This is a genomic window from Enterococcus sp. LJL98 (genome assembly GCF_054871745.1).
Window position 1 is genome coordinate 41,119 of the sequence record NZ_JBTXLU010000010.1, and the last position, 21,006, is coordinate 62,124.

Annotated in this window: 19 protein-coding genes, 1 tRNA gene and 1 other annotated feature (1 of these 21 only partly in view); of the genes, 15 read left to right on the top strand and 5 right to left on the bottom strand. The window is 39.8% G+C overall.

Translation table 11 applies throughout. From position 1 onward, the window contains the following. The first annotated feature begins 65 nt into the window (after window positions 1–65). The 4 genes from yaaA to gyrA are packed head-to-tail and all read left to right on the top strand — an operon-like array spanning window position 66 to window position 5,870. Entirely contained in the window at window positions 66–305 is a 240-nt protein-coding gene (gene yaaA, locus ACYSNO_RS08975; protein WP_461730742.1) for a S4 domain-containing protein YaaA, read from the top strand. After that, window positions 292–1,416 carry a DNA replication/repair protein RecF gene (gene recF, locus ACYSNO_RS08980; protein WP_461730743.1) on the top strand — a complete coding sequence of 375 codons (1,125 nt, stop codon included), beginning with the start codon at window positions 292–294 and terminating at the stop codon, window positions 1,414–1,416. Before yaaA ends, recF begins: the two co-directional genes overlap by 14 nt. Next, complete coding sequence (gene gyrB / locus ACYSNO_RS08985; protein WP_461730744.1) at window positions 1,413–3,359, top strand: DNA topoisomerase (ATP-hydrolyzing) subunit B; 1,947 nt, start codon at window positions 1,413–1,415, stop codon at window positions 3,357–3,359. The genes recF and gyrB overlap by 4 nt, the downstream gene beginning before the upstream one ends. A gap of 21 nt (window positions 3,360–3,380) precedes the next feature. After that, a complete protein-coding gene (gene gyrA / locus ACYSNO_RS08990; RefSeq protein ID WP_461730745.1) occupies window positions 3,381–5,870 on the top strand; it encodes a DNA gyrase subunit A in 2,490 nt (829 codons plus the stop codon). Window positions 5,871–5,994: 124 nt separating this feature from the next. Here gyrA and ACYSNO_RS08995 read toward each other — a convergent pair whose 3' ends face one another. Both ACYSNO_RS08995 and ACYSNO_RS09000 read right to left on the bottom strand, forming a co-directional pair. Beyond that, window positions 5,995–7,044, bottom strand: coding sequence for a hypothetical protein (locus ACYSNO_RS08995; protein WP_461730746.1), 1,050 nt, complete (start codon window positions 7,042–7,044; stop codon window positions 5,995–5,997). Then, a complete protein-coding gene (locus ACYSNO_RS09000; RefSeq protein ID WP_461730747.1) occupies window positions 7,010–7,384 on the bottom strand; it encodes a hypothetical protein in 375 nt (124 codons plus the stop codon). The genes ACYSNO_RS08995 and ACYSNO_RS09000 overlap by 35 nt, the downstream gene beginning before the upstream one ends. Window positions 7,385–7,689: 305 nt before the next feature. On the opposite strand from ACYSNO_RS09000, the gene rpsF reads away from it, so the two are divergent. The 6 genes from rpsF to dnaB all read left to right on the top strand — a co-directional run bounded on the left by rpsF (window position 7,690) and on the right by dnaB (window position 11,130). Further along, a complete protein-coding gene (rpsF, locus tag ACYSNO_RS09005) occupies window positions 7,690–7,989 on the top strand; it encodes a 30S ribosomal protein S6 (RefSeq protein ID WP_461730748.1) in 300 nt (99 codons plus the stop codon). A 42-nt stretch (window positions 7,990–8,031) separates the two neighbouring features. Continuing rightward, window positions 8,032–8,538, top strand: coding sequence for a single-stranded DNA-binding protein (gene ssb, locus ACYSNO_RS09010; RefSeq protein ID WP_461730749.1), 507 nt, complete (start codon window positions 8,032–8,034; stop codon window positions 8,536–8,538). A gap of 24 nt (window positions 8,539–8,562) precedes the next feature. Further along, window positions 8,563–8,802: a 30S ribosomal protein S18 gene (gene rpsR, locus ACYSNO_RS09015; RefSeq protein ID WP_016176044.1), complete on the top strand. Its 240-nt coding sequence runs from the start codon at window positions 8,563–8,565 to the stop codon at window positions 8,800–8,802. Window positions 8,803–8,992: 190 nt separating this feature from the next. Continuing rightward, complete coding sequence (gene rplI / locus ACYSNO_RS09020) at window positions 8,993–9,445, top strand: 50S ribosomal protein L9 (protein WP_461730750.1); 453 nt, start codon at window positions 8,993–8,995, stop codon at window positions 9,443–9,445. A gap of 66 nt (window positions 9,446–9,511) precedes the next feature. After that, window positions 9,512–9,584 (top strand) — tRNA-Lys (locus ACYSNO_RS09025). Window positions 9,585–9,765: 181 nt separating this feature from the next. After that, window positions 9,766–11,130, top strand: coding sequence for a replicative DNA helicase (gene dnaB / locus ACYSNO_RS09030; RefSeq protein ID WP_461730751.1), 1,365 nt, complete (start codon window positions 9,766–9,768; stop codon window positions 11,128–11,130). Window positions 11,131–11,255: 125 nt separating this feature from the next. On the opposite strand, the gene ACYSNO_RS09035 is transcribed toward dnaB, so the two are convergent. Further along, window positions 11,256–12,878, bottom strand: a complete 1,623-nt coding sequence (locus ACYSNO_RS09035) for an ABC-F family ATP-binding cassette domain-containing protein (RefSeq protein WP_461730752.1) — start codon at window positions 12,876–12,878, stop codon at window positions 11,256–11,258. A 205-nt stretch (window positions 12,879–13,083) separates the two neighbouring features. Between ACYSNO_RS09035 and ACYSNO_RS09040 the strand changes: the two genes are divergently transcribed. Next, window positions 13,084–13,902, top strand: coding sequence for a ZIP family metal transporter (locus tag ACYSNO_RS09040; RefSeq protein ID WP_461730753.1), 819 nt, complete (start codon window positions 13,084–13,086; stop codon window positions 13,900–13,902). 45 nt (window positions 13,903–13,947) lie between these two features. On the opposite strand, the gene ACYSNO_RS09045 is transcribed toward ACYSNO_RS09040, so the two are convergent. Both ACYSNO_RS09045 and proB read right to left on the bottom strand, forming a co-directional pair. After that, window positions 13,948–15,195: a glutamate-5-semialdehyde dehydrogenase gene (locus tag ACYSNO_RS09045; protein WP_461730754.1), complete on the bottom strand. Its 1,248-nt coding sequence runs from the start codon at window positions 15,193–15,195 to the stop codon at window positions 13,948–13,950. Beyond that, window positions 15,196–16,002: a glutamate 5-kinase gene (proB, locus tag ACYSNO_RS09050; RefSeq protein ID WP_461730755.1), complete on the bottom strand. Its 807-nt coding sequence runs from the start codon at window positions 16,000–16,002 to the stop codon at window positions 15,196–15,198. It lies immediately after the preceding gene. Window positions 16,003–16,197: 195 nt separating this feature from the next. On the opposite strand from proB, the gene ACYSNO_RS09055 reads away from it, so the two are divergent. The 4 genes from ACYSNO_RS09055 (at window position 16,198) to gltX (ending at window position 20,940) form a co-directional block, all read left to right on the top strand. After that, window positions 16,198–16,704, top strand: coding sequence for a dCTP deaminase/dUTPase family protein (locus ACYSNO_RS09055; RefSeq protein WP_461730756.1), 507 nt, complete (start codon window positions 16,198–16,200; stop codon window positions 16,702–16,704). 10 nt (window positions 16,705–16,714) lie between these two features. Continuing rightward, window positions 16,715–18,082, top strand: a complete 1,368-nt coding sequence (radA, locus tag ACYSNO_RS09060; RefSeq protein WP_461730757.1) for a DNA repair protein RadA — start codon at window positions 16,715–16,717, stop codon at window positions 18,080–18,082. 99 nt (window positions 18,083–18,181) lie between these two features. Then, window positions 18,182–19,306 carry a PIN domain-containing protein gene (locus ACYSNO_RS09065; RefSeq protein ID WP_461730758.1) on the top strand — a complete coding sequence of 375 codons (1,125 nt, stop codon included), beginning with the start codon at window positions 18,182–18,184 and terminating at the stop codon, window positions 19,304–19,306. 176 nt (window positions 19,307–19,482) lie between these two features. Continuing rightward, complete coding sequence (gene gltX, locus ACYSNO_RS09070; RefSeq protein WP_461730759.1) at window positions 19,483–20,940, top strand: glutamate--tRNA ligase; 1,458 nt, start codon at window positions 19,483–19,485, stop codon at window positions 20,938–20,940. Then, window positions 20,941–21,006, top strand: a binding site (T-box leader); it runs 132 nt beyond the window's last position. It abuts the gene before it with no gap.

The following is a 21,006-nucleotide window of genomic DNA, read 5'->3' on the forward strand; positions in this document are numbered from 1 at the left end:
TTGTTTTATTTCATTTTAAGGAGTATAATATAAACATGTACTCAGGATAGAATTGAGGGATAAAAATGAAAACAAATATCTTTTTAAAAACCGAATATATGACACTTACCCAAATGTTAAAGGAAGCCAATATTATTAGTAGTGGTGGACAAGGAAAATGGTATTTAGCAGAAAATACCGTTTTTGTGGATGGAGAACCTGAAAATCGTCGAGGCCGTAAATTATACGCAGGCATGATGGTTGAGATACCTGGGGAGGGTACCTTTTTCATGAAACAACAAGGACAATCAAATGAAACTGAATGAACTTCACGTAAAACACTTTCGTAATTACGAAGAGGTTCATTTAACTTTCAAAAAGGGATTGGTCATTTTCTTGGGTGAGAATGCACAAGGAAAAACCAATTTACTTGAAAGTATTTTTGTCCTGGCAATGACGCGCAGTCATCGGACTTCCCAAGAACAAGAATTAATCGGATGGCAACAAGCAAGTGCGTATATTAAAGGGACACTTGAAAAAAAACATGCGACTTTGCCTTTAGAAATTTTATTAACAAAAAAAGGTCGCAAAACAAAGATTAATCATATCGAACAAAAAAAACTCAGTAGTTACGTCGGCCAAATGAATGTCATTTTGTTTGCTCCTGAAGATCTGTCGCTTGTGAAAGGGAGTCCACAATTACGACGTCGTTTTTTAGATATGGAAATTGGTCAAATTGACCCCATTTATTTATACGATTTAGTGCAATACCAAAAAGTATTAAAACAACGAAATCATTACTTAAAACAACTTGCTGAAAAAAAACAATCGGATGAGTTGTATTTGGATATCTTAAGCGAACAATTAGTTGAATTTGGGAGCAAAATTTTTTTAGCTAGACAAAATTTCGTCCATCGTCTTGAATACTGGGCCAATCAATTACACGATAAAATTAGCCAGGGGAAAGAACAATTGGCGATTGAATACCTTTCAAGTTTGCCTCTAGAAGAAGAGATGACTTTAGTTGAGATCCAAACGCACTTCAAAGAGCAACTGACAAAAAATCGTGAAAAGGAACGTTTTCGTCAAATGACAACAATTGGTCCTCATCGAGACGATTTGATTTTTTTAATAAATGAGAAAAATGTGCAAACGTTTGGTTCTCAAGGACAACAACGAACGACTGCTCTAAGCGTTCGTCTAGCAGAAATCGATTTAATTTATGAAGAAACTGGCGAATATCCCATTCTTTTACTCGACGATGTGATGAGTGAATTGGACGATGCTCGTCAGCTTCATTTGTTAAAGACCATTGAAGGAAAAGTCCAAACATTTTTAACAACGACCACTTTAGAGCATTTAAAAGACAAAATGATTGTTGAACCTGAGATTTATCATGTTCATCAAGGTTTAATTAAAGGAGAGAACGCTGAATGACGGAAGAAGAAAAATTAGCAGCACTTGCGAAAGAATACGATGCTAGTCAGATTCAAGTCTTGGAAGGCCTAGAAGCCGTTCGAAAACGTCCAGGAATGTATATTGGAACGACAAGTTCAGAAGGTTTGCATCACTTGGTTTGGGAAATTGTCGACAATGGCATCGATGAAGTTTTGGCTGGTTTTGCGACGAAAATAGAGTTAATCATTGAAAAAGACAATAGCATTACTGTCATCGATGATGGGCGTGGAATTCCTGTAGGTATTCAAGAAAAAACAGGTCGTCCGGCGGTAGAAACCGTCTTTACAGTCTTGCACGCAGGTGGAAAATTTGGCGGCGGCGGCTATAAAGTTTCTGGTGGCCTGCATGGTGTTGGTGCTTCAGTCGTAAACGCTTTGTCTGAAATGTTGGAAGTCAAAGTGCATAAAGATGGCAAAATACATTATCAGAAATTTGAACGTGGCGTTGTAATTTCTGACTTAGAGGTCATTGGTGAAACAGATCGTCATGGGACAGAAGTTCATTTCTTACCTGATGCAGAAATATTTATGGAAACCACAGAGTTTAATTTTGAAAAATTAGCGACTCGTGTTCGTGAATTAGCCTTTTTAAACCGCGGTCTGCATATTTCCATTACAGATCGTCGTCCAGAAGAACCTCTTGTGAAAGAATTTTATTTTGAAGGCGGCATTAAGAGTTATGTCGAGCATTTGAATGCCAACAAAACGGTCTTATTTCCAGAACCAGTTTATGTTGAAGGAGAGCAGCAAGGAATCATGGTGGAAGTGGCCTTGCAATATACAGATGGTTACCACACCAATTTATTAAGTTTTGCAAATAACATTCACACGTATGAAGGTGGGACGCATGAGTTTGGTTTTCGAACGGCTTTAACGCGGGTCATCAATGACTATGCACGTAAGCAAAAATTAGTGAAAGAAAATGATGAAAACTTAACTGGAGATGACGTCCGTGAAGGGCTAACGGTTGTGGTATCGATTAAACATCCAGACCCACAATTTGAAGGACAAACCAAAACGAAATTAGGAAATTCCGAAGCAAGAACGGTGACCGATCGCCTTTTTTCGGAACATTTTTCTAAGTTTTTAATGGAGAACCCAACTGTTGGGAAGCAAATTGTTGAAAAAGGGATTTTGGCCTCGAAGGCGCGCCTAGCAGCCAAAAGAGCTCGTGAAGTAACCCGTCGAAAAGGTGCGTTGGAGATTAGTAACTTACCTGGTAAATTGGCGGATTGCTCGAGTAAAGATCCTGAAAAAAGTGAACTATTTATCGTTGAGGGGGATTCAGCTGGTGGTTCAGCAAAACAAGGACGTAGCCGTGAATTCCAAGCGATTTTACCCATTCGAGGAAAAATTTTAAATGTTGAAAAAGCATCGATGGATAAAATTTTAGCCAACGAAGAAATTCGAGCTTTGTTTACAGCGATGGGGACTGGTTTTGGTTCAGATTTTGATGTTTCAAAAGCACGTTACCATAAATTAGTCATCATGACGGATGCGGACGTTGATGGTGCACATATCCGGACCTTGTTGTTAACTCTTTTTTATCGTTACATGCGTCCAGTGGTTGAAGCTGGGTATGTCTATATTGCCCAACCGCCATTATATGGTGTGAAACAAGGAAAGAAAATCACTTATGTGCAGCCCGGTAAAGACGCAGAAGAACGTTTACAAGCAGTCATTGATTCTCTACCCTTGACTCCAAAGCCGTCTGTTCAACGTTATAAAGGTCTGGGAGAGATGGACGACCATCAACTATGGGAAACGACGATGGACCCAGAAAATCGTCTCATGCTTCAAGTAACCGTCGATGACGCGATTGAAGCCGATCAAGTTTTTGAAATGTTAATGGGAGACAAGGTAGAGCCTCGTCGCGCCTTTATTGAAGAAAATGCCCATTATGTGAAGAACTTAGATATCTAAGGAATCGAGGAGGAAAGAATTTTGGAAGATCAACGAAAGAATATTCAGGAAATCAATCTGACAAGTGAAATGAAAGAATCCTTCATCGATTATGCGATGAGCGTGATTGTTTCTCGTGCATTGCCGGATGTCAGAGATGGTCTGAAACCTGTCCATCGTCGGATTTTATATGGGATGCATGAACTGGGTGTGACCCCAGATAAAGCACATAAAAAGTCCGCTCGTATTGTTGGAGATGTTATGGGGAAATATCACCCCCATGGGGATAGTGCGATTTATGAATCAATGGTTCGAATGGCCCAACCGTTTAGTTATCGCTACATGCTTGTGGATGGTCACGGGAACTTTGGATCTGTCGACGGTGACGGAGCAGCAGCCATGCGTTATACCGAAGCTCGAATGAGTCGTTTAGCATTAGAGATGTTACGTGATATTAATAAAAAGACGGTTGATTTCAAGAGTAACTATGATGACTCTGAACGTGAACCAGAAGTATTACCTGCAAGATTTCCGAATCTACTAGTCAATGGAACGACAGGGATTGCGGTTGGAATGGCGACGAATATTCCGCCACATAACTTAAATGAAGTGATTGCTGCCATTGATGTCTTAATGGAAAATCCGGATGCGACCACAGCAGATATCATGGAAGTGTTACCGGGTCCTGATTTTCCAACTGCAGGACTGGTGATGGGGAAATCAGGAATCCGTCGTGCCTATGAGACGGGTCGTGGTTCAATTATTATTCGTGCCAAAGTTGACATTGTAGAAAAATCCAATGGTCGTGAACGCATTTTAGTGACTGAATTGCCTTACATGGTCAATAAAGCGAAATTAATTGAACGCATTTCGGAGTTGCACCGGGATAAGCGAATTGAAGGAATTACGGACTTACGTGACGAATCTTCTCGTGAAGGGATGCGAATTGTCATTGATGTCCGTCGCGATGTGAGTGCTTCAGTGATTTTAAACAACTTATATAAAATGACTCCTTTACAAACGTCTTTTGGCTTCAATATGCTAGCAATTGAAAATGGTGTGCCAAAAATTTTAGGTGTAAAACGTATCTTAGAAAACTATATTGAACATCAAATTGAAGTCGTGACTCGTCGAACACAATTTGACAAACAGCGAGCAGAAGATAAGGCGCATATCCTAGAAGCCTTACGGGTGGCACTCGATCATATTGATGAAATCATTGCCATTATTCGGGGTTCAAAAACAGATGCGGTGGCAAAAGAAACATTAATTGAACGGTTTAAATTTTCTGATCGTCAAGCACAAGCCATTTTAGACATGCGTTTACGTCGTCTAACAGGTTTAGAGCGCGATAAGATTGAAAATGAATACCAAGAACTACTTGTCTTGATCGCTGATTTAGCTGATATTTTAGCAAAACCTGCGCGTGTTTTGGAAATTATTCAAACAGAACTACACGAGGTTGGTGAACGCTTTGGTGATGCCCGTCGGACGGAACTCTTGGTGGGAGAAGTCTTAAGTTTAGAAGATGAAGATCTTATTGAGGAAGAAGAAATTGTCATTACTTTAACCGATCATGGTTACATTAAACGAGTCGCAAATACAGAGTTTCGAGCGCAACGTCGTGGTGGACGAGGTGTTCAAGGGATGGGTGTTCATGAGGAAGACTATGTCCAAAACTTAATTTCGTGCTCTACGCATGATACGCTTTTATTCTTTACAAATACAGGAAAAGTTTATCGAGCGAAAGGTTATGAAATTCCAGAATACGGTCGGACTGCGAAAGGGATTCCAGTAATCAATCTACTTGGCATTGATTCAAACGAAAGTATTCAAACCGTCGTACCGATTACGAAAGAAGAACAAGCAGGTGCAGGATTCTTATTCTTTACCACACGTTTAGGTGTGGTGAAACGGACGTCTGTCGAAGCTTTTGCCAATATTCGAAGTAACGGTTTGATTGCAATTGGCTTGAAAGAAGGCGATGAACTCGTCAATGTCTTGAAAACAACGGGTGAAGATGTCATGATTATTGGCACGCATACAGGCTACTCCGTTACCTTCTTGGAAGAAGCCGTCCGAGACATGGGTCGAACAGCTGCGGGTGTTCGAGGGGTTCGTCTCAGAGAAGATGATTATGTCATCGGTGCAGCAATCATCCATGAAAATGATGAAGTCCTTGTGATTACGGAGAATGGTTATGGGAAACGTACAGCAGGCTCCGCGTATCCGATTAAGGGTCGGGGAGGTAAAGGGATTAAAACGGCAAATATTACAGAGAAAAATGGTCCCTTAGCAGGTTTAACCACTGTTTCAGGCGATGAGGACATCTTATTGATTACAGATAAGGGGGTCATGATTCGCTTCCACGCGGCTTCGGTTTCTCAAACAGGTCGTGCAACCTTAGGTGTTCGCTTGATGAAAATGGAAGATGATTCAAAAGTGGTGACAATGACCACCGTTGAAGCCGAACCTGAAGATGAAGCAGAAACGAAGACAGATGTTGTTGACACAGAGGAAATAACGGAATAAAGGTAAGAGGACCGGTGGCTTTTGTCACCGGTCCTCTTTTGGATATGAAATTCTTTTCAGGCTTTTGCGAATAAAATTCGTTCGATCGTTGCATGTTTTTATCGTTCGTCTTGCTTCTCTTGCTTTATTTAGTGGCTTTTTTATGAACTGGAGGAATCGAAAAATTAAGTTTTTTTTCTTTTTTTTGAAGGAATAAGAGTAAGAGTACAAAAATGATAATTAGCAGTGTTTTGACGAAAAACATCATGACGAGTACTTCTTTGTCTTGAATTTTAAAGGCGTAATCGTTCATAATCCGACTCACAGTGATGCCTTCAAAATTTCTAGCCAAGAGGGCAAGTGTGGCCATCATCAACAATTGATGTAAAATATTCCCAATGTTTCCTAAACGATATTTTGCGACGAGACGTAAATCTTGAGGCAGGGGTTGGTAATGATAAACGGCACGATTTATTTTTTGGTTGTAAATGGCCGTACAAAGACTAAGGGAAAACACACCTAAGTAAAACAGTCGATTGGTGAGTAGCAGGGCAAAACTCACTAGAAATCCGTAAAAAAGCCGATATCTTTTTCCGTGTACGGACGGTATTCGACCTAAAACCAAAGGCGCAAGAATGACTGCCGTTAAGTAGAGTGAGTAGACAAGATAGAGTGCCAAGGATCCATGGCGCAACAATTGATACAAGGTGCAAAAAACAAAAATAAAATTTGTCAACATTCCTTTATAAATCATCAATAAAGTGGCAATGGGGTTAAATTGACGTTTTAAATGCGTGTTTTTTAAATAAAAAAGAAAAAGTAGCATAAAAAGACAAAGTAAAACGAAAAAAAGAGGTAAAAATGTCGCCATGCCAATCTTCTTCTCACTTTTAAAAATGAAAATAGTGAAAAAACCGACGATAAATAAAAAGAAAGTTTCAATGTTTGAATACGTCGGTGGTGCTTCTTCATAGTTGAGTTGATAGGCAGGGTAAGCCCAAATAATGAAATAGAGTAACAATAAATGCAGACCTAGAAAAAGAAATGTTGCTGTCATTGAATACGCAACAAGTTTGAATAAAATCAAAGAAAAAAGAATTGCAAAAGTAAAGGAGAGGACCTGTTCTTTTAGTGTGGTCCCAAAATGATTTCGATCGCGCTCATGATATTGAATGGTCATATAACTCGGTAACAAGGTTCCCGAACAACCTCCCCGAACAACCTCCTAAAAAGGCACCAGCGAGCCAACCAAAAAGTAGGTGATAGGAGGTTAGCATCCCCAAAAAACAACCAATTACGCCAAGACGAATCGAAAGTGTCAGCAAGCGATTCATTTGAACAGGCTTTAAACGAGTGAGGAATAAGCTGTTGGTCTTAAAACAATAGTAAAGAATCAAGGGCATTAAATAGCGGACATTGCGACTATGGGATAAAAAAAGTTGACTAAAAATAAACATTGGAAATAAATTCATCCCATTTACCAAAACAAAGGGCGTAAAATTAAGCATCAATAAGTGTTTTTTTAACGTGGTCATATTAAGACACCTTCCTTCATATGTTTAATTGCAAATATTCTTTATTTGATAGACTAACAGAAAAAAAACAAGAGAAATCGCGAAAAATGGACGAAAAAGCGTCAAGTTTTGTATGATTTCCCAATCTTTTAAGAAGAAAATGCGTAAGTAGGAGTGATGACAATTAAATTTGAAGGATAATCGTCGAAATACTTGCACATTGAAAAAGAAGCGTGTATAATTATTTTCCGTGAGTAGTCATTTATGGCCACTTTCTCTGCTCTTTCTAATTGAAGGGGCCAAAGTCCATAGGGAGGTGAAAATCAATGGAAAATGCGAAGTATGAGATTTTATATATCATTCGACCAAACATTGATGAAGAAGCAAAAACTGTATTAATCGACCGTTTCAATTCAATCTTGACAGATAACGGAGCTGAAGTTATCGAATCAAAAGATTGGGAAAAACGCCGTCTAGCGTATGAAATTAACGGTTTCCGTGAAGGAATCTATCACATCGTTAAAGTTTCTGCTCCATCAAGCGCAAACGCAATCAATGAATTTGATCGTCTTGCGAAAATCAACGACGATATCGTTCGTCACATGATTGTCAGAGAAGAAGCATAAAATTGTTTCACGTGAAACAAAACGATGAGAGGATGATCAGTTTTGATTAACAATGTTGTATTAGTAGGTAGATTAACAAAAGACCCTGATTTACGTTATACATCAAGTGGTACAGCAGTGGCAACTTTTACTCTGGCAGTTAATCGTAATTTTGCAAGCCAAAGTGGTGAGCGAGAAGCAGATTTCATTAACTGTGTAATCTGGCGAAAATCGGCAGAGACTTTAGCAAATTATGCTAAAAAAGGAACATTGCTAGGCGTAACTGGACGTATTCAAACAAGAAATTATGAAAACCAACAAGGGCAGCGAGTTTATGTTACGGAAATCGTAGCAGAAAACTTCCAATTGTTAGAATCTCGTGCAGTGAATGAACAACGTCGTTCAGCACCGGGCGGAGATTTTGGTCAAAATCAACCGAGCTTTGGAAACACTAGCAATCAAAACCAATCGACTTCAACAACAAGCGGAATGCCTAATTTTGATCGAGATACATCGGATCCATTCGGTGGCTCATCAATTGACATTTCAGACGATGATTTACCATTCTAAGAATTTGATAGGAGGGAAACAAGGATGGCACAACAAAGAAGAGGCGGGCGCAAACGTCGTAAAGTAGACTATCTTGCAGCAAACCACATCGAACACGTTGACTATAAAGACGTTGAATTATTAAAAAGATTTATTTCTGAACGTGGAAAAATTTTGCCACGTCGTGTAACTGGTACAGGAGCGAAAAACCAACGCAAATTAACTGTAGCAATTAAACGTGCGCGTATTATGGGATTACTTCCATTTGTAGGCGAAGAAAATTAATCGATAAGATCTCACAACTGTGAGGTCTTTTTTGTTTCACGTGAAACAAAAGAGTCTGCCCCGAATGTTTGAAAATGTGCTAAAATAGAAGGAGCACCGAAAGAACAAGCGATTGTTCTTGATTGGTGAGTGAGTATTTTTAGACAATGTCATCACCAAAAAAGGAAAATGATAGAAGAGGAGCGATCATATGCGAGTGATTTTTTTAGAAGATGTAAAAGGCAAAGGGAAAAAAGGCGAAGTGAAAGAAGTTCCAACCGGTTATGCCCAAAACTATCTCATTAAGAATAAATTAGCGGTTGAAGCCAATAAAGAAAATATGGCAGAAGTAGCAGGGAAAAAGAAAGCCCAAGCGAAACAAGATGCAGAAGTTTTAAAAGAAGCGCAAGCGTTGAAAGAAATGATTGAACAAGAAACAACTATCGTAGAAATTCAAGCAAAAGCGGGAGAAGATGGGCGGTTATTTGGTTCGATTCCATCCAAACAAATTACAGATGCTTTAGCAAAACAATACAAAATCAAAGTTGATAAGCGTAAACTGGATTTGAAACAACCAATCCGTGGGTTAGGAACAACGCAAGTACCAGCTAAGTTACATCATGAAGTAACAGCTGTGATTAAAGTAAAAGTAACTCAAGGTTAAATGAAAAAAAGGAATAAAAAGACTTGATTTTTTCAAAAATCAGCGTTACCATAAAAGAGTAGCTATGGGTTGTTAGCTCAGTTGGTAGAGTAGGTGACTCTTAATCATCGGGTCGTGGGTTCGATCCCCTCACAACCCATTAGGTAACGAATGAAAGAGATAGTTGGATGCTGGTGGCAAACCATCGTAGGCATTCAACTATCTCTTTTAGTGTATTTTTTTACTGGATAGCTTTAAGTAATTCTTATAAGACTGTCAATTGTGATTCCATTGAAATTTTAGTAGAATAAGAAGGAATGAATGGATGAGGAGAAAAAAGCATGAATGAAGTTTGGCAAGACCGAATACCACCACAAGATATAGAAGCAGAACAAGCGGTTTTAGGCGCGATTTTTCTTGATAGCGAAACCTTAATTGATGCGATGGAAATTGTCACCCCTCGTTCTTTTTATCGTCGTAGCCATCAAATTATTTTCCAAAGTATGATTCAGTTAAATGATCGCAGTGAGGCAATTGACTTAATCACCTTAAAGGCTGAGATTGAAAAAAGCAATGCTTTAGAAGATGTTGGTGGTATTAGTTATTTAACGGAACTAAGCCAGTCGACCCCTTCTTCCGCAAGTGTTTCTTACTATGCGAAGATTGTAGACGATAAGGCCCTCTTAAGACAGTTGATTCAAACAGCCAATCAAATCGTTGTTAAAAGTTTTGAACAAGGCGAAGAGGTTCAAACCATCGTTGATGAGGCTGAACGGAGTATTCTGGAAGTTTCGGAAAGAAGGAATAGTACCGGTTTTCAATCGATTGCGGATGTCTTAAATCGTTCGATTGAAACGATTGATCAGTTGGCTCAAAATGATGAAGAAATTACGGGATTACCCACTGGTTATCAAGCATTAGATAAGATGACGGCTGGGCTACAAAAAGAAGAGTTAATTATTTTAGCTGCTCGACCCGCTGTCGGGAAAACGGCTTTTGCTTTGAATATTGCTCAAAACGTAGGTACCAAGACGGATCAGGCAGTTGCAATTTTTAGTTTAGAGATGGGGGCGGAATCACTCGTCAACCGGATGCTTTGTGCCGAAGGTTCGATTGAAGCAAGCCACCTAAGAACCGGGCAACTAAGTGAAGAAGAATGGCGCAATTTGATTGTCGCAATGGGGAGTCTTTCGCGGGCGAGTATCTTTATTGACGATACCCCGGGAATTAAGATTTCTGAAATTCGTGCTCGTTGCCGAAAACTTGCACAAGAGACCGGTAATCTAGGGCTGATTTTAATTGACTACTTGCAGCTAATTGAAGGAACCGGCCGAGAGAACCGGCAACAAGAAGTCTCAGAAATCTCGCGTCAATTAAAAACATTGGCAAAAGAGTTGAAAGTTCCTGTAATTGCTTTGTCTCAGCTTTCTCGTGGGGTGGAGCAGCGTCAGGATAAACGTCCGGTGCTGAGTGATATCCGTGAGTCGGGTTCGATTGAACAAGATGCTGATATCGTTGCTTTCTTGTATCGTGATGATTACTACGAACGTGAGAGTGATGAAGATGCCGAAGAACATAGCAATGATAATGTAATTGAAGTAATTATTGAAAAAAACCGAAGTGGCGCAAGGGGCACGGTTGAATTGTTATTTATTAAAGAATACAATAAGTTTTCCTCCCTTTCTCCAAGGGAAGAGTTTCATTAAACATTCGATACTTGTAGCTAATCAATCCGTCCGACTTTTCCAGGTGATTGCAAAGAGAGCGGTTTTATGAAAAAAAACCAAACGAAGCTCTGACAACTGTCAGAGTCCCGTTTGGTTTTTGTTTTTTAGTCGTATAAAGCAGCAACACGTGCTTGCACGTCTTTGTTTTCTAAAAACTCATCGTAAGTCGTATCGGCACGATCAACGACCCCATTTGCTGAAACCGTAATAATGCGATTGGCAATGGTTTCGATAAATTGGTGGTCATGAGAGGCAAATAAGATTGATCCCTTGAAAGCAATTAAGCCATCGTTTAAGGCAGTAATTGATTCTAAATCCAAGTGATTCGTCGGGTCATCTAAGACTAATACGTTCGCTTTTGAAAGCATATTTTTCGATAGCATACAGCGAACTTTTTCTCCTCCTGACAACACATTGACTTTCTTTAATACTTCATCTCCAGAAAAGAGCATGCGGCCTAGGAAACTACGTAAGAAGGTATTATCGTCTTCTTCTTTATTGGCATACTGGCGCAACCAGTCGACGATGGTTAAGTCGTTATCAAATTCTGCGCTTGGGTCTTTTGGCAAGTACGTTTGACTTGTCGTCACACCCCAACGAATAGAACCTGAATCAGGTGTAATTTCACCCATTAAGACTTTAAATAAAGTCGTTGTTGCAATATCATCTTTCGCTAAGAATGCGACTTTATCGTCTTTGTTTAAGGTAAAGCTAATTTTATCTAAGATTCGTTTCCCATCAATAGTGACACTCACGTTATCGACTTGGAGTAGATCATTACCAATTTCACGTTCAGGTTTGAACCCAACGAATGGATACCGACGAGAAGACGGTTTGATGTCATCGAGTGTAATTTTATCTAACATCTTTTTACGTGACGTTGCTTGTTTAGATTTTGAAGCGTTGGCACTAAAACGAGCGATAAATTCTTGGAGTTCTTTGATTTGATCTTCTTTTTTTGCATTTTGTTGGGCTTGTAATTTTTGGGCTAATTGGCTAGATTCTAACCAAAAATCATAGTTCCCAACGAATAATTGAATTTTACCAAAGTCTAAGTCAGCCATATGCGTACAAACTTTATTCAAGAAGTAACGGTCATGTGAAACAACAATAACGGTATTTTCAAAATTGATTAAAAATTCTTCTAGCCAAGCAATCGATTGAATGTCTAATCCGTTTGTCGGCTCATCTAGTAAGAGCACATCAGGTTTCCCAAAGAGTGCTTGGGCAAGTAAAACTTTTACTTTTTCTCCGGCACTTAACTCACTCATTTGTAAATGGTGAACTTCCTCCGGTAAATTTAAGCCTTGAAGTAAAACAGCTGCTTCTGGTTCTGCTTCCCAACCATCTAATTCAGCAAATTCGCCTTCTAGTTCAGCAGCACGGATACCATCTTCATCACTAAAATCTTCTTTCATGTAGATGGCGTCTTTTTCTTTCATGACGGCATAAAGACGTTCATGTCCCATAATGACTGTTTCTAGGACGCTGTATTCATCGTAGTCAAAGTGGTTTTGTTTTAAAACAGCTAAACGCTCGTCTGGTCCCAAAGTAACATTTCCAGTTGAAGGTTGAATATCACCAGCTAAAATCTTTAGGAAAGTTGATTTACCAGCACCATTCGCACCAATCAAACCATAACAATTTCCGGGGGTAAACTTAATATTTACATCATCAAAGAGTTTGCGATCTGAAAAATGCAAACTAACATCACTTACTGTAATCAATTCTTTTCCTCGCTTTAATTTTATTGACATTTTGTTGATAAAGGTCTCTTTGCATTATAGTAGTAATAATAGAAACTTTCAAGTAAATGCAAGAAAGAGCCTCGGATTTCCTCTAGGATTTGGTTAATCAAAAAAATCAGGTGGCGGACTAAAATTATGATATGATAAAGAAAAAGAATTGAAGGTTGAAAAGGAGTCTAGAAAAATGATTGATTGGTTAGTGGCATTACAACCTTGGCAACAAGCTTTGGTTGGAACGGGGTTTACCTATTTCATGACGGCACTTGGCGCCGCCTTAGTTTTTTTATTTAAAACAATTAATCGCAATGTGTTAAGTACGATGTTAGGATTTGCCTCTGGGGTGATGATTGCTGCAAGTTTTTGGTCTTTGCTAGATCCAGCGATTGCGCAAGCTGCTGAAAATGGGGATATTCCTTGGCTAGTGGTTGGTTTTGGCTTTGGTTTAGGGGGCCTCTTTTTATACGCAGCGGATAAGATTTTACCACACATACATTTTGGGTCCAATCAAGAAGAAGAAGGGATTCCTAGTCATTTTAAACGGACTATCTTGCTAGTCTTTTCGATTACTTTGCATAATATACCTGAAGGATTAGCGGTGGGTGTCGCTTTTGGTGCAGCAGCTAGCGCCGATGACCCAAAAGTCGCTGCTTTAGGAGCGCTTGCTTTGGCCATTGGTGTCGGCATCCAGAACTTTCCTGAAGGTGCGGCGGTTTCGATTCCTCTGCAGCAAGAAGGTCTGAGTCGCGGAAAAGCTTTTTTTCATGGACAAGCTTCCGGTTTAGTTGAACCGATTGCAGGGGTGATCGGCGCAGTTTTGGTGAGTCAGATGACCTCGGTCTTACCTTATGCGCTAGCTTTTGCTGCGGGTGCGATGATTTATGTCGTGGTGGAGGAGTTGATTCCTGAAGCGCGAATTTCAACGGAAGGGCACCGTCATTTTGGTGTCTTTGGAACGATGCTTGGTTTTATTGTCATGATGGTTTTAGATGTTGCCTTAGGATAAAAAAGCTTGTGCTCGCATCCATGTTGATGCGGGCACAAGCTTTTCTTATTTTCTTGTTTGGCCGTTGCCATAGACAATATATTTCGTTGAAGTCAGTTCGTTGAGTCCCATTGGTCCACGAGCATGTAGTTTTTGAGTAGAGATGCCAATTTCGGCTCCAAACCCAAAGACAAAACCATCTGTAAAACGAGTTGAGGCATTGACATAGACGACAGCCGAATCGACCTCGTTTAAAAAACGTTGCGTCGCAAAGTAATTGTTTGAAACAATTGCATCGGAATGTTTGGTTCCATACTGATTGATATGCGTGAGTGCTTCATCAAGAGAATCCACGATTTTAATGGCTAGTATCAAGTCGAGGTATTCGGTTTCCCAATCTTCCGTGGTTGCAAGGCTCGCATTTTTCAGGAATTTTAAGGCTTTTTCATCACCACGTAAGCGCACTTTTTCTAGTAATAGGCGTGGTTCAAGTGCGGATAAGAAAGATTCGGCGATGGCTTCATGAACTAAGATTGTTTCCACTGCATTACAAACGGAAGGGCGTTGAACTTTTGCATTGACCACAATTTCAAGCGCCATCTCCTGATCGATTGTTTCATCAATATAAATGTGGTTATTGCCGGTTCCTGTTTCGATGACTGGTACGGTTGCACTTTCTTTGACGCGACGAATGAGTCCAGCACCACCACGAGGAATTAAGACATCGAGGTAGTCATTTAAACGCATAAAGGCATTAGCAATTTCATAAGATGAATCGGTAATAAGTTGAATGGCATATGGTGAAAAATCGTTTTCGATCAATGTTTTTTGTAAAATCGTAACGAGTATTTGATTGGAATGACGTGCTTCTTTTCCACCACGTAAGATGACGGCGTTGCCTGTTTTAAAACACAAACTTGCTGCATCAGTGGTCACGTTGGGACGAGATTCATAGATAATTCCAATGACGCCTAAGGGAACCCGTTGTTGCCCAATCATGAGGCCATCTGTATTTTTCCACATTTTTTCGACCTCACCAACAGGGTCGGGTAAGGCTGCGACTTGGCGTATTCCGTCTGCCATGTCAAGAATCCGATTTCTCGTGAGCTGTAAGCGATCTTGCATCGTTTCACTTAGACCATCCTTGATGGCTTGAGTGACGTCTTGTTCATTGGCAGCCAGAATTTCAGGAATATGGTTTTCAATGGCTGTTGCCATTTTTTCAAGTAATTGATTTTTTACTTGGGTATCGAGTAAAGCGAGTTGGTGACTCGCTGTTTTTGCTTGTTGACCAAATTGAATTAAATCCGTCATTTAAATTTCCCCCTTCATAAAAAGTGTGCCAATCGTGTCTCCTTTTAAAATATCAAAAATGATCTTTGGTTCTTTTCCATTCGCAAGGACCATGGCACCGTCGGACTCAAAGATCCGTTGAGCGGCTTTGAGTTTACTATTCATGCCACCCGTACCAAAAATACTACCAGAGCCGCCAGCTTTTTCCATGATTTCTGGTGTAATAGCTGGGACGTGTGAATAAAGTGTTGCTGCGGGGTTTGTCGTTGGATTATCAGAGTAAAACCCATCGATATCAGAAAGCATGATTAATAATTCGGCGTTTGCTAATTGGGCGACAATCGCTGATAATTGATCGTTATCGCCAAACTTCGTCAAGTGATCCAATTCATCAATCGCAACGGTATCATTTTCATTAATAATCGGGATAATTCCCATTTGTAACAGTTGTTCGATGGTATTGATGACATTTTGGCGACTTTCAGGAAAGTCAGTGACGTCACGCGTCAATAAAATTTGTCCTGTTTGTTGGCTATAACTACTGAAGCGATGATTATAGATATTCATTAATGCTGCTTGGCCAACAGCTGCAACGGCTTGTTGCTCAGGAATGGAAGCAGGGCGTTTTGTTAAATTCAGTTGGTGCATTCCGACTCCAATCGCACCTGATGAAACAAGGATCAATTCTTTTCCTTTGTTTTTTAAATCGGTTAAGACAAAAGCAAGTTCATCAATAGCGGCTAAATTAATTCTTCCATTCGGATGAATCAAAGAACTTGTACCAACCTTAATGACGATTCGTTGAACATTTTGTAACGATTGACGCATTTCTTCACCTCATACTGTAAAAATGATTAAAGACTTTTTCCTATTGTACTAGGAAAAAGCTTTTTCGTCATGTTTTATTCGTTGTTGGGTTGAAAATAGTTAAAATTAAGGAAAAAGCATGACAATTTTTGTTCCTTATCTAATTTTTAACGAACTTATGGTAAAATGGCAGTAGTATTTTAATGGAGGAAAGACATGAAAAAACGTGGATTTGAAGTGATTAGTACCTATCAAGGAAAGGGGCTTGAAGTGCCGCAACGAGCGACACATCAAGCAGCAGGTTATGATTTTGCTGCCGCAGAAGACCGAGTGATTCCGAGTATTTGGAAGCAATGGTTTAGTAGAAGAATTGGTGGCGATGCGGCGGTTGAGAAAAATTTAAAGCCCGTCTTAGTACCGACTGGCATTAAGGCGTACATGGGAGAAGAAGAATTTTTACAATTAGCAAACCGTTCGAGTAATCCACTCAAACGCTTTTTAGTTTTAACAAATGGCGTAGGTGTGATTGACAGTGATTATTATGATAACCCGGCAAACGAAGGGCATATTATGTTTCAGTTTACCAATTTTGGCCTAAAAGACGTAAAAATCAAAAAAGGTGAAAAAATTGGACAAGGCATTTTTTTACCTTTTCTAAAAGCCGATCAAGATCAAAGTCTTGGGGAACGAATGGGTGGCTTTGGCTCATCTGATCAAGAATAGGAGGAGTAGCTTGTCAAAAAAAACAAAAACACAGTTTGAATGCCAACATTGTGGCTATATTTCGCCGCGTTACTTAGGAAAATGTCCAAATTGTAATAGTTGGAACTCACTCGTAGAAGAAAAAATCGAAAAAAAAGCGGATCGTCGTAGTCGGACGACCTTAACTGGACAAAAGATGCAGCCGATGAAGTTAAATGAGGTGGTTCCACGTAAAGAGCCTCGGGTGAAGACCAAGATGGAGGAACTAAACCGAGTGCTAGGTGGCGGAGTCGTGCCAGGATCCATGGTTTTACTAGGTGGCGATCCTGGAATTGGAAAGTCGACCTTACTCTTACAAGTTTCTCAACAATTGGCGGCCACTGGTGGCAAAGTGTTGTATGTTTCAGGAGAAGAAAGTGTCGAACAAATTAAAATGCGGGCAGAACGTCTTAGTGCAGCCGACGATTTCTATTTATATGGCGAAACAGACATGCACGATATTCGTCAAGCAATTGAGAGCATTGAGCCAAGTTATGTCATTATTGATTCGATTCAAACGATGACGCAACCCGATATTACGAGTGTCGCTGGAAGTGTCAGTCAAGTCCGAGAAACGACAGCAGAACTCTTAAAGATTGCCAAAACGAATGGCATCGCGATTTTTATTGTCGGACATGTCACTAAAGAAGGTTCGATTGCAGGGCCAAGAATGTTGGAACATATGGTGGATACCGTTCTTTATTTTGAGGGGGAACAACATCAAAATTTCCGTATTTTACGCGCAGTGAAGAATCGTTTTGGTTCAACCAATGAAATTGGGATTTTTGAAATGCGTGAAGGTGGATTGTACGAAGTGTCAAATCCATCGCAAGTCTTTTTAGAGGAACGCTTAGCTGGTGCGACTGGCTCGGCGATTGTGGTTGCGATGGAAGGAACTCGTCCGATTTTAGTTGAAATTCAAGCCTTAGTGACGCCAACGATGTTTGGTAATGCGAAGCGGACAACGACGGGGTTAGATTTCAATCGGGTTTCTTTAATTATGGCTGTTTTAGAAAAACGGGCAGGCTTATTATTACAAAACCAAGATGCGTATTTAAAAGCAGCGGGCGGAGTCAAATTAAATGAACCGGCGATTGACTTGGCAATTGCGATGAGTATCGCTTCCAGTTACAAGGAAAAAGGTACCTTAGCAACGGAGTGTTTTATCGGTGAAATTGGCTTAACTGGTGAAATTCGTCGAGTCACCTCCATTGAACAACGAGTCAAAGAAGTTCAAAAATTAGGCTTTAAAAAGGTTTATTTACCTAAAAATAATTTAACCAGTTGGAAACCACCAAAAGACATTGAAGTCGTTGGTGTCGCAACCTTGGAAGAAGCTTTGCGAAAAGTATTTCAATAATTGCTTATGATAGGAGTGGGGAAGAGAAGGAAGCAGTTTCACTAGTATTACCTTCTCTTTTCTGCTATCTTTGTAAAAAAAACAATAGGAGGTTTGAAGATGCAAAAACGTGTCATTCGCGCATTGCTTATTTTAGCAGGTGCTAGTTTAGGAATTTCATTGTTACCTGCCGCTTGGATTGCGTTAGGTTATGGAAAAAATGAATGGCTAAATAATACAGTAACGAATAGTCTCATCGGTGCACTTATTTCTTTTTTATTTTCATTATTAGTCGTAAACTCTATTACAGCCAGCATTAATAAAATGGAAAAAAAGCTCAGTGAGTTAAGTTTAACCTATTTACTTTTCGGGGCCATTGGTTCAATTATTGGCCTGATTTTAGGTGTGACGTTATCTATTCCTTTTTTTGCTTGGAAAGTGCCCTTTATTAATGGGGTCATTCCGGTTGTTTTAATGTTGCTTTTTGGTTATTTAGGTTTCCAAGTGGGGACGACCCGAATGGAAGAATGGCGAAAAATTTTTACTGCAAAAAATAAAAAGAATGAACAAGAAGCCAGTCAACAAATGTTAGACCGAAAAGTCGATGATCATTTTCATCAATATAAAATTTTGGATACCAGTGTCATTATTGATGGCCGTATTTATGATATTGCGAAGACGGGTTTTTTAGAAGGAACGATTTTGATTCCAAATTTCGTGCTTTATGAACTCCAATACATTGCGGATTCAGGGGATAATTTAAAACGTGTACGTGGTCGACGCGGACTTGATATTTTAAATGCCTTGCAAAAAGAAGAAGGCATCGCGGTTGAAATGTATGAAGGTGATTTTGAAGAAATTGCGGAAGTCGATAGTAAATTATTGAAGCTAGCGAAATTGCTAGATGGTGTGGTCGTGACCAATGATTACAATTTAAATAAGGTGGCGGAGTTTCAAAATGTCCCAGTACTCAATATCAACGCCTTAGCCAATGCGGTCAAACCTGTAGTCATTCCGGGAGAAACGATGGAAGTTGTGGTTGTCAAGGCGGGAACGGAACGCCAACAAGGGGTCGCTTATTTGGATGATGGAACGATGATTGTTGTTGAAGACGGGCAACATTACATGAATGAACAAATCCATGTAGTGGTGACGAGTGCGTTACAAACAGCAGCCGGTCGCATGATCTTTGCTCGCCCGGCTCATTCAAGACGTGGAATCACCGAGCAAGAAGCGACGAAATAGTGTGCGTTTCATAAACGCAAACAAACAATGTACGAAAAAGTCCCTGAAGCAGACGAAAAAATTCAGGGGCTTTTCTTTCGTGAGCCTTTACTAATGCAGCGATAAAATGTACAATTCAAGTCAGGTAGTGAACTTTTTTCCAGCTCACACAAATTGTTAGACAAAGGATGAAGAAGATGAAAAAAATTCGTGTACGCTATGCGCCAAGTCCAACGGGTCATCTACATATCGGTAACGCTCGGACAGCTCTATTTAACTATTTATTTGCTCGTCACCATGGTGGAGACTTTATTATTCGTATTGAGGATACTGATTTAAAACGTAACATTGAAGAAGGCGAAAAAAGCCAATTAGAAAACCTCGCATGGTTAGGGATTGACTGGGATGAATCACCTGATAAACCTGGGAAATATGCCCCTTATCGTCAATCGGAACGTAAGGAAATTTACCAACCACTAGTAGATCAACTATTAGCGAGTAATCTAGCTTACAAATGTTACTGTACTGAAGAAGAATTAGAAACCGAACGAGAAGCGCAACGTAGCCGAGGAGAGATTCCACGATATAGTGGGAACTGTAGCCATTTATCAGTGGAAGAACAAGCAGAAAAAGAGGCAGCAGGTATTCAACCAGTTGTACGCTTCCGCGTGCCAAGAAATACAGAATATCGTTTTCATGATTTAGTCAAAGGTGACATTGTCTTTGAATCCGATAATGTGGGTGGCGATTTTGTCATTTTGAAACGTGATGGCATGCCAACCTATAACTTTGCTGTGACTGTTGATGATCATGAAATGCAAATTACGCATGTTTTACGTGGCGATGACCATATTGCGAATACACCAAAACAAATGATGATTTATGAAGCGTTTGGTTGGGACTACCCACAATTTGGCCATATGACCTTAATTATCAATTCAGAGACAGGGAAGAAATTAAGTAAACGTGATGGCGGTATTTTACAATTTATTGAACAATATCGTGAACTTGGTTATTTACCAGAAGCGATGTTTAACTTTATTACCTTACTTGGTTGGTCACCTGTAGGCGAAGAGGAAATTTTTTCTCCAGAACAATTGATTGAAATGTTTGACGCCGATCGTTTAAGTAAGTCACCAGCTGCCTTTGATGCCAAAAAGCTCGAATGGATCAATAATCATTACATTAAGCAAATGGCGTTAGAGGAATTAACGGAAATGTCGATTCCTTACTTGGTAGCTGATGGTCGTTTAGAAGCAGAATTAACCCCAGAGCGCCTTGCTTGGGTTCAACGAATTGTCGCATTGTATCAACCACAAATGAGCTTTGCTGCAGAAATTGTTGAATTATCGAATTTATTCTTTACGGCACATCCCGTCTTAGATGAAGCAGCAAAAGAAGTACTAGCCGGAGAAACAGTTCCGACTGTTTTAGCAGCCTTTAAGACCCAATTAGAAACCATGGAAGTTGTAGATGCCCCTTCTGTAAAAGCTGCAATCAAGGCAGTTCAAAAAGAAACAGGCGTGAAAGGGAAAAATCTCTTTATGCCAATTCGTGTGGCTGTATCTGGTCAAACACACGGACCAGAGTTGCCAGATACGGTTGAATTGCTAGGTCGTCAAAAAGCATTGGAACATTTAAAGCAAGTCTTATAAGTAAACACCAAGAACAGATGAAGTATCTCGTCCTTTTTTTCAGGAAGATTGCGGTTGCTGGAAGCA

Excerpts from the sequence above, each read along its gene's own strand:
- ACYSNO_RS09040 (WP_461730753.1), top strand. The coding sequence starts at position 13,084 with ATGATTGATTGGTTAGTGGCATTACAACCTTGGCAACAAGCTTTGGTT.
- rpsF (WP_461730748.1), top strand. The coding sequence starts at position 7,690 with ATGGAAAATGCGAAGTATGAGATTTTATATATCATTCGACCAAACATT.
- recF (WP_461730743.1), top strand. The coding sequence starts at position 292 with ATGAAACTGAATGAACTTCACGTAAAACACTTTCGTAATTACGAAGAG.
- ACYSNO_RS09000 (WP_461730747.1), bottom strand. The coding sequence starts at position 7,384 with ATGACCACGTTAAAAAAACACTTATTGATGCTTAATTTTACGCCCTTT.
- ACYSNO_RS09045 (WP_461730754.1), bottom strand. The coding sequence starts at position 15,195 with ATGACGGATTTAATTCAATTTGGTCAACAAGCAAAAACAGCGAGTCAC.
- gyrB (WP_461730744.1), top strand. The coding sequence starts at position 1,413 with ATGACGGAAGAAGAAAAATTAGCAGCACTTGCGAAAGAATACGATGCT.
- ACYSNO_RS09055 (WP_461730756.1), top strand. The coding sequence starts at position 16,198 with ATGAAAAAACGTGGATTTGAAGTGATTAGTACCTATCAAGGAAAGGGG.
- ACYSNO_RS09065 (WP_461730758.1), top strand. The coding sequence starts at position 18,182 with ATGCAAAAACGTGTCATTCGCGCATTGCTTATTTTAGCAGGTGCTAGT.
- dnaB (WP_461730751.1), top strand. The coding sequence starts at position 9,766 with ATGAATGAAGTTTGGCAAGACCGAATACCACCACAAGATATAGAAGCA.
- proB (WP_461730755.1), bottom strand. The coding sequence starts at position 16,002 with ATGCGTCAATCGTTACAAAATGTTCAACGAATCGTCATTAAGGTTGGT.
- rpsR (WP_016176044.1), top strand. The coding sequence starts at position 8,563 with ATGGCACAACAAAGAAGAGGCGGGCGCAAACGTCGTAAAGTAGACTAT.
- rplI (WP_461730750.1), top strand. The coding sequence starts at position 8,993 with ATGCGAGTGATTTTTTTAGAAGATGTAAAAGGCAAAGGGAAAAAAGGC.
- gltX (WP_461730759.1), top strand. The coding sequence starts at position 19,483 with ATGAAAAAAATTCGTGTACGCTATGCGCCAAGTCCAACGGGTCATCTA.
- yaaA (WP_461730742.1), top strand. The coding sequence starts at position 66 with ATGAAAACAAATATCTTTTTAAAAACCGAATATATGACACTTACCCAA.